The sequence below is a fragment of the Flavobacterium sp. genome (assembly GCF_044373165.1).
GTDB lineage: Bacteria > Bacteroidota > Bacteroidia > Flavobacteriales > Flavobacteriaceae > Flavobacterium.
Map to the genome: position 1 here is coordinate 1 of NZ_JBILQL010000095.1, position 8,451 is coordinate 8,451.

At 37.6% G+C, this 8,451-nt stretch carries 4 protein-coding genes; all 4 read right to left on the minus strand.

Annotation, left to right across the window (positions count from 1 at the left end):
- Positions 1 to 859 (minus strand): coproporphyrinogen-III oxidase family protein (locus ACIQ32_RS10560; RefSeq protein WP_396195655.1); only part of this gene is annotated, 859 nt, incomplete at its 3' end.
- A gap of 121 nt (positions 860 to 980) precedes the next feature.
- On the minus strand, positions 981 to 2,954 hold the full coding sequence (locus tag ACIQ32_RS10565) for a DUF3857 domain-containing protein (protein WP_396195656.1): 1,974 nt from the start codon (positions 2,952 to 2,954) through the stop codon (positions 981 to 983).
- Between the two features lie 19 nt (positions 2,955 to 2,973).
- Positions 2,974 to 4,914 (minus strand): DUF3857 domain-containing protein, encoded by a 1,941-nt coding sequence (locus ACIQ32_RS10570; RefSeq protein WP_396195657.1) that lies wholly within the window; start codon positions 4,912 to 4,914, stop codon positions 2,974 to 2,976.
- Positions 4,880 to 8,134, minus strand: a complete 3,255-nt coding sequence (locus tag ACIQ32_RS10575; RefSeq protein WP_396195658.1) for a CDC27 family protein — start codon at positions 8,132 to 8,134, stop codon at positions 4,880 to 4,882. The genes ACIQ32_RS10570 and ACIQ32_RS10575 overlap by 35 nt, the downstream gene beginning before the upstream one ends.
- Between the last annotated feature and the right edge of the window lie 317 nt (positions 8,135 to 8,451).

Consider the following 8,451-nt stretch of genomic DNA (forward strand, 5'->3'; position numbering starts at 1 on the left):
CGATTTCGTGATAGCCACGCTCGGCCAACAGTGCTTTTCCCACTTCGTAGAGTTTGCGTTTTTCGTCGTCTTTCGGCACGTCTTCATCTTTAAAACCGCGTTGTCCATTGCCTTTAATCCAAGGCACATGGGCATAGCTGTAAAAAGCCAATCTATCGGGCGCCAAAGAGTTGGTTTTTTCAATGGTATCAATCACATGGTCTAAAGTTTGGAACGGTAACCCAAATATCAAATCGTGTGATATGGATGTATAGCCTATTTCTCTGGCCCAAAAAGTAACTTTAGCCACATTGTGAAAAGGTTGCAGGCGATGGATAGCCGTTTGGACTTTATCTGAATAATCCTGAACACCGAAACTTACACGCCGAAAGCCTAGATCATATAATTTTTGCAAATGGGCTCGGGAGGTATTGTTTGGATGGCCTTCAAAACTAAACTCGTATGCTGCAGCTCTATCGGCTCTTAAAAAGATGCCGTTAATCAGGCGTTCCAAGTTTTCGGGGGAAAAGAAAGTAGGCGTACCGCCACCCAAATGAATTTCTTTGATAATTGGTTTTTCCGGAAAAGCTTCGCAATACAAGTTCCATTCTTTTAAAACGGCTTCAATGTAAGGATGTTCTACTTCATGGCGTTTGGTAATGCGCTTATGGCAACCGCAAAACGTACACAAGCTTTCACAAAACGGCAAATGTATGTACAGGCTTATTCCTTCAGTAGTATTGCTTTCGGTAAAACTTTTCACGAAAGTATTTATCCATTTATTGCGAGAAAATGAACTTTCATCCCAATACGGAACTGTCGGATAACTGGTGTATCTCGGACCGGGAACGTTATATTTTTGGACTAATGAAACTGACATGATATAATTTTACAAGAACAAATGTAAAACGACAGTGCACCAATTAAAATGACAATTGTCATATTGGCATAAAAAAACCTCTTCGGATTAGGGAAGAGGTTTTTAAAATGGAAAGTATCGTTTACATTTTCGTTAGCATGATGACAATTTTATTGAAATCGGCTGCGGCGTTAATGACGTTTTTGTAGTCGTTGAATTTTTCCAGCGGATAATTCACCACATTGTAAAATTCGGTATTGGTTACGGTAATCACACCTTCTTTTTCAGAGTAACTGCTTACAAACCCGGCTTCGGTTTTGTTGTTGAGGTCGGTTTTGAAGTTCATGTTGAATTTCTCTAAATTCTTGGCTGTTATGCCTTTTGGCAATATGATTTTAAGCGTTCTTTGGTAAGCATGCGGATGGTCAATTTCAACGGGAAGTGTTCTTTTGTTTTCCTGGTACAATTCCATTTGACTGCCAATTAGTTTCCCTATAGAAAACAAATAATTCCCGCCGGCATTCTGAATCAAGTCTTTTCCCTCAAAAGTCAGTTGCATGACAAAAGGTTTTTTACCAATGTTTTCTACGCCGTCATTTTCGGTTTTAAGTGAAGAATATTCGGTGTTAATCGTATAGTTTTCGGCTATGCTTTTCAAAATCGTTTGGTATTGGTCTGCCGAAGTAAAATCTTTTATTGGTTGGAAATTCATAGCCGTATAACCACCAAAGTCGATGGAAGTGGTGATTTTCGGATTTTCTAGATTATCTGTAAAATCGGCTGTAATGACCATATGATCGGTAGTGATTTCTACGCCCGGCAATTCGATAAAGTTAATTTCGCTGATTCCCATTCCAACGCCGCCAAATATTTTTTCACTGATGAATAAGCCGTTGTTATTGCCTAAACCATCAGGGAATAAGGGAATGCGGTATTCAATTTCGGTTGGCGTGAGGTATTTTTTAATGCTTGGGAAATAGAATAAAGCTTCATCTAAATTTTCATAACTCTCAAAGTCTTTTTCAAACGGAATTTCAAAACGGTTTGAAGTCAAGACCACTTTATTTTCAATTTTAAATTGTCTGAAAATGGCCGAGTATAATTTGAGTAAATCAACTTTATGCGCTTGTTTGGTTTTGATGATATCAGCTATACTTTCGGCACTTTCGGCATATAAATTGAAAGCGATGGTTTTTTTGATTTTGTTTTCGATGTTCCAAATTTGTTCTTGCAAGTCGTTTGATTTTGGAATCTGACTGCAAAAATCTTCGATGGTTTTCAGTTGTTTTTTGTCGAGTATCGGATTGATTCTGTCGTAAAAATTAGAGGTAAATTTGGCGTAGCTGTTGATGTTTTTGGCACCGGTATAAAAATTCTCATCCAATTTGTAACGGAACATTTTGAGGTACACATCGCGGTTAGAGTACTTTTCGTCATCTTCTAATGGCGCAATATTTTTATCTATTACGGTTAGTGTTTTTTTCAAAGTATCGGCTGCTGTTGCTTCAATTGCTTCAGGTAAACCGTTAGACGATTTGGTTTTAAATTTCAAATGACCCGGATAGATCAGTTGGAATTCGTTGTTCACAATCGGCACACTCGATTGCATGCGCATGGTTTTACCATCCAATTCAGGAAACTCTTCCAGCATGTATATTTTTTCTATAACGCTTCCTTTTTCCAAGCCGGTAATGGCGAAGTAGTTGTATTTGATTTGTTTTTCTTCATCCACTTCTTCTTTGATATCTTTTTTATCAAACAAGGTCACTTTGCCGTTTTGTTGGATTACGCGGACTTTGGTTTCGAGCACACTTTCGTTCATTTTAAACGGAATATACACTTTGTTGTTGCGTTCTACTGCGTCGTTTGAGTTGATGTATGTACGTTCATGAACCATATAATATTGAGTGGCGCCTTTTCCTTTAGTGGCCAATTCTATTTTGGTTACTCGAGATAAAACCACTTCTTTTTCGTCTTTGTATGCTGCCGGTATATCGACTAAGGTATTTTTATCGTCCCAATGGTAATTTTGGAAGCTAAACTCTTGAGCGTAAAGTGAAACCGAAAACAAAAGAACGGCTAACGTGGCAATATTGTTGGCAAAGTTGAATTTCATGTACTTCTATTTTAGGCGTTTATTTTTCTTTTAAAATGATGGTTTCAGCGTAACCCGATTTGAGTTTTTTTACCGTTTCATTCCAAAGGGCAAAATCCTTTTTCTCCAGCATTATTTTTTTGGTCTCCAAGGTGGCTTTCATCGAAACGGTGTTGCCGTGGTAATGGTAAATCAATTGAACCTTAATGAGTTCGTTGTCTAATTCGAAATTCTTCGGAACGTATTTTACTTCATAATCATTCGGTATCACACAAGTAACGGTGGAAATGAATTGGTTTAAGTTGTCAAAATCGTAGTTGGCTTCTCGGTCTTTCTCTAAATTGGATTTCTCGTAATATTTATCGAAGACCAAGTTGAGGTAAAGTTCTTTATCTACTTTAACAATGTAATTTTCGATATCAAAGTCGTAACCCACTTCATAGGGTTTGTCTCTGTCTTTAGTGTTGGCTTCGCAATAGTCGTTTAGTGTAAATTTATTGTTGCCTTTGAGGACTAAACTCTTAATCATTTCAAAGCGGGTTTTGTTGGCGGCATCGCCCAATTGTCCTAAAGTATTGGTTCGGTTGTAGCCTGAAATTTGCAACCAGCCCGAGCCGGTAATTTTTTCGTCATTCAGGGTTAAAACCACGGAATCCTGGATTAAATTTTTTGCCGGTGGTGTAATAGGTACTTTTACAATTTGGTATTGATCGCCATTGTACAAGAGTGCTTCTTTGTCTTGGATAAATGCCGATGGCAAGCCGTAGGCCGTTTCTTGGTCGGTGGCATCTAAAAAGATGTATTCCGATCCTTTTTTGTACACGGCAATCATGTGGTCGGTAGTAGAAGGCGTGGCCACTTCACTGAAGGAATACGGAATATTTCGGGTGCCAATCCAAGCCAAGTAAGTATTGGAAACGCCTGCATATTTGGCCATAGCGGTAATAATACTGGCCATGTCTTTGCAATCGCCGAATTTACGTTCGTTAACCAATGCCGCTTCACGAGGAATAAAACCTTCGTAACCGTTCTCAAAAGCAATGTATTTGATGTTGTCTTTAACCCAATAAAAAATCGCTTTTATTTTTTCTTCTTCGCTGGTTTTGTTGGCGGTAATGGTTTGTGCTATTTCTTTTAAAGCCTTGTCTTCTTTGCTATTCAGGTTTTCTACAAAGCCACTGTAGTAAGTGTACATGCGTTGGATATCGCCTAAAAGCGTTACTTTGTTTTTATCGGCGGTGTAGTCTTCAATGTAAAAAATAAGGTGTGGCACACTGTAAAGCATGCTGGGTGCATTGCCTTCAAATTTGATAGGTTTTCCGTCTTTTAGTGTCCATTGGTAAAGGTTATAATCCTTCTTTTCAATTTTGTTGAAAGCGATCTGATTGTTCGGATCGTTAAACAGTTTGAAACCAATGTTGACATTTTTATCCACTTTAATTTCCAAGCTTGCATTTTTTACCGGCAGTACTTCGCCGAAGATGAATTTATGCAGCAAATTCGGGTCGGTGAACTCAGTAGTATATTCAAATACTTTTTTGGCACCGGCTTCTAAGTTGGGAAACGACATTTGTTTGACTTTTACATCATCGTGAAAAACCGAGCCACCGCGTGATTGTTTTTCTAAGGCTTGGGTAACTTTAATTTTTTTCTCTTTACCGCTGTTAGATACTATCGTGTAGGCATCGTAAGAAATTAGTTTGACAAAATCGGAATACGAAAAACTTTCTTTGTTGTTTTGAATGCCGTTGTCGGATAAAATCATCGACTCGTATTGGTTGTCTTGAATCACTTTCAACTTCTTATCTACTATGCTGATAGTGTAAGAAGTGGTGTTGTTGACAATCAATTCGTTGAAGTCGGGATATTGTTTCTTGTAAGTTTCGAAATTACTTTGGGCCTGAACAGCCATCGGACTTAACCCAACAGCCAAAACCACCATTACCTTACTTGATAATTTCCACCAAATAGTCTGAGTCATATTTTTTAGTTACGGTTAATACGCCATTGGTAAAGATTTGAGTTTTACCGTGCAATTCATCATTTTTGTATTCGGCTTTGATCCAAGGTTTTCCGTCTTCTTTGTAGTATTCCTGAACGCCTTCGTAATCATTGTTTACAAAGTGTTCTTTCAAATAAACAGCACCGTTGGCATAATATTCAATGCGGTCATTATGCACCACATCGTCTTTGTAAAAAGCCTTGTATTCGGGTTTGCCTTGTTCATTGTTGATGACAAAATCGCCTTGTTTGTTGCCTTTGTCAAAAGTGATTTGCAAGGCAACTTTACCGTTAGGATAGTTTGAAGTGAGTGTTCCGGTTTGGTTTACAATAAGAACTTTTTCACTTAGTTCTCCGCTGTTTGATTTTTTAAGATAATATACAGGCGCATCGTCTAAAAAGAAGATAGTCATTAACGCTTCTCCTTTTAAGTTGAAGTAGGTAAAGTTCCCTTCTTTAAGGTCGTTTTGTTGGTTGTACTCATACATTTTCGACTTGTTATGGTAGTAACGAATGGTTTTCCCGTTTTCTACACCAAAGTTGTATTCTGATGTAATTTTCAAATGTCCGGTCAAATCGTAATTTTTTGAAACGCCGTTGATTAATCCATTGTAATAAGTTTGTTCTAGTAAAATAGTATCATTTGGACCGTATTCTTTGTATACATTAATGGGAGAACCACATTTATAGTCACCTTCCAAAATAGTTTTGTTGTTTTTGTCTTTGCGGAGGTATTTGCCGTTTAAGAAACCATTTTTAAGTTCAAAAGAAGAGGTAAAAGCGCCGTTGTTGATACTTTGGGTTACCGCACCCGATTTGTGGTCGTATACTAAAGTGCTTTCGAGTTCGCCTTTAGTATTGTAGTAGTCTGTTGACAGCGTAATGTTTCGGTACATATTTTCTACACTCATCACTTGTCCCGATTGGGAGTAAGTTATGCGATCACCTTCCAATTCATCTTCGTCATAGAAGCCTTGATTTAAAATGTTCCCATCGGAATAAAACACTTTGTACGGACCATTTAAATTGCCGTTTCTGTAATTGTATATCTTTTTCAAACCACGGTCGGTAAAAATTTCATTGCGTCCTTGTAGGGTGTCTTTGGCGTAAAAACTAATTGAATTGATTAAGCCGTTTTTAGAATAGTTTTTGGTAATTCCTTCTCTTTCGCCTTTTACAAAAGCAGTAATGGCTTCTAAATTTCCGGCTTCAGATTGGAATTTCCACTCGCCGTTTCTTCTGCCTTTTTCGAAAGCACCGGTGGCTACTACTTTACCGTCAAGGGTTTTGATTTCAAATGATTTTCGGGCCAAATTAATTTCGGTTGGCTTGGGATTATCACGACTGTATTGTCTGATGAGTTTGATTTCTTTTGAATTGTAAACTTCATCATAATATTTTTCACCTGACGGATTGAAATAGGAAGTCGACATCAATTCTCCTTTTTCGTTGTATACCGATTCTCCCGATTTTACTCCGGTTGCGTAATATTCTGATGAAGCAGTTAGTTTACCGTCTAAGTATAAAAAATCTTCTTCTACTTTACCGTTGGTATAGTATTTTTTAAACGAATTAACTACTTTACCGGCTTTGTATTCCGCTTCTTCTTGAATGGTTTTGCCATCGTAATATTTAAAATATTTGCCTTCCAACTCACCGTTTTTGTAAGTTTCTGTCGACGATAAGTCGCCCATTTTATTATAGGTATTGTAAACACCTTCCAATTTACCGTTCACATAGGTACTTTCGTTTTTCTTGGTTCCTGTAGGATAGTAACAAGTCAGAGAACCGTTAATTTCCCCGTTGGTAAAAGAACCGTCGCAGTTAATCCCGCCGGCGACATGGTAGGAAGTTGATTTGCCCTCGAGTTTATCCTCTTTATAATTTTCCTCCAGACTGATGTTGCCGTTACTGTAATACACTGTTCGTTTACCATTGAGTTTGCCGTTAGCATAAGATTTCTCTTCGTAAACCTTTCCTTCGTTGTTGAAGTATTTTTGTAATCCGTTAAGTTCATTGTCAGCGAACTGCAATTCACCGCTTAAGTTTTCAAATTCGTTAAGGAGTTTGAATTTGCCTTCTTTTTTACCATTTACTACTGTACCGATTAAGTTGGGAAGCCCTTCGTCTAGATAAACAATGACTTCTTTTTCTTCTCCGAAAAGATTCATTTTTCTTCGGGCAAATACATTCCAAAAGTCATTGCCGATATAATCTTCACTAAACTGAAGGATTTTCTTTTTTTGAGCCAATAGACTTTTGCCCAACTCTTCTTCCAATCCCATTAAAATATAATAGCTAAAACCTTCAATTTGTTTTTGATCGGCGACAGATTTTAACCAAGGCAAGTAAGTGGTTTCAAAAAAGCCGTCGCCCATTTTATGGTTTTGGCTGTATTCTAAAATGGCTTGTACTTGTCGGGTTACGGCATCATCAATTTTCGATTCTATTTTGTAGGCACTGCGTAAGGGTAATTGGTTGCGCAGGATGGTTTCTAATTCTTCAAAGTTGTCTCCGGTTTTTGAGAAAACGAATTTGCTTTTTTCCAAGTAGTTTTCACCCATTTTAGCGTTGAGTTTGAATACCGCATTTTTGGCAAATTTTCCGGTAGGCGCAATCATTAAATAGGATAGGAGCGCCATACTTCCTTCGGCAATTTTACCGTTCTCTAAAGCTACAGCACCCAATAAATAATGAGAAGAAGCGCTATTAGGGTTTTGTGAAACAATTCTTTTTAAGATGTCAATACATTCTTGCGTTTTCTTGGCTCTGTAATATAAAATGGCAAGGTTGTATTGGTGATTGGTACTGTTTGGAATAAACTGTAAACCTTCTTTGAACATTTTTTCGGATTCCTCATACTTTTCTCCATCACTTAAAAAACTACCGTACAGCGTATAAAGGTTTGGTAGTTTTTTCATCCATTTGGTTTTGTACAATTTTTCAAAATGGGCTTTTAATGCCTCTTTTTTTTCTGAGGCAGAAAGTGCTAAGGCAATTTCATACTGGGCTGAACCATACTCCGGGTCGAGTGCATCTACCTTTTGGTATTCTTTGATGGCAGCATCGTATTTTTCTTCTTCGTACAATTTTACACCGTTTTGTATGAAGACTTTACTGTTGTATACGGCAGCATAATCGGTTTGCGCACTTAGGGTAGCAGTAACCATAAATGCCAAGGAAATAAAGAGATGTTTCATTTTTGAAGTAATGGGTTGTATTGACCAAATATAGAATAAAAAATTGTCAGAAAAAACCAAAACCAAAACTTCTCTTATTTTCCGGAATTATGAACTACTACAAAACGTCTTGGCCACGTCACTTCGAGTGATTTTTAAAGTTAAAAGCAGCAGCTTTTGAGTTTAAAATAGTATCGAGAAGCTTCGTTAGCACAACGGTTCTCGATACAATTTTAAGAACTGAAAACTAGCGTTTTCAGTTCTTAAAATCACTCGAACTGACGGGACTGTGCTGCGATAGAAAGTTTCGCAAAAACCAATCGAACTGACGTCCTTTA

Excerpts from the sequence above, each read along its gene's own strand:
- ACIQ32_RS10565 (WP_396195656.1), bottom strand. The coding sequence starts at position 2,954 with ATGAAATTCAACTTTGCCAACAATATTGCCACGTTAGCCGTTCTTTTG.
- ACIQ32_RS10570 (WP_396195657.1), bottom strand. The coding sequence starts at position 4,914 with ATGACTCAGACTATTTGGTGGAAATTATCAAGTAAGGTAATGGTGGTT.
- ACIQ32_RS10575 (WP_396195658.1), bottom strand. The coding sequence starts at position 8,134 with ATGAAACATCTCTTTATTTCCTTGGCATTTATGGTTACTGCTACCCTA.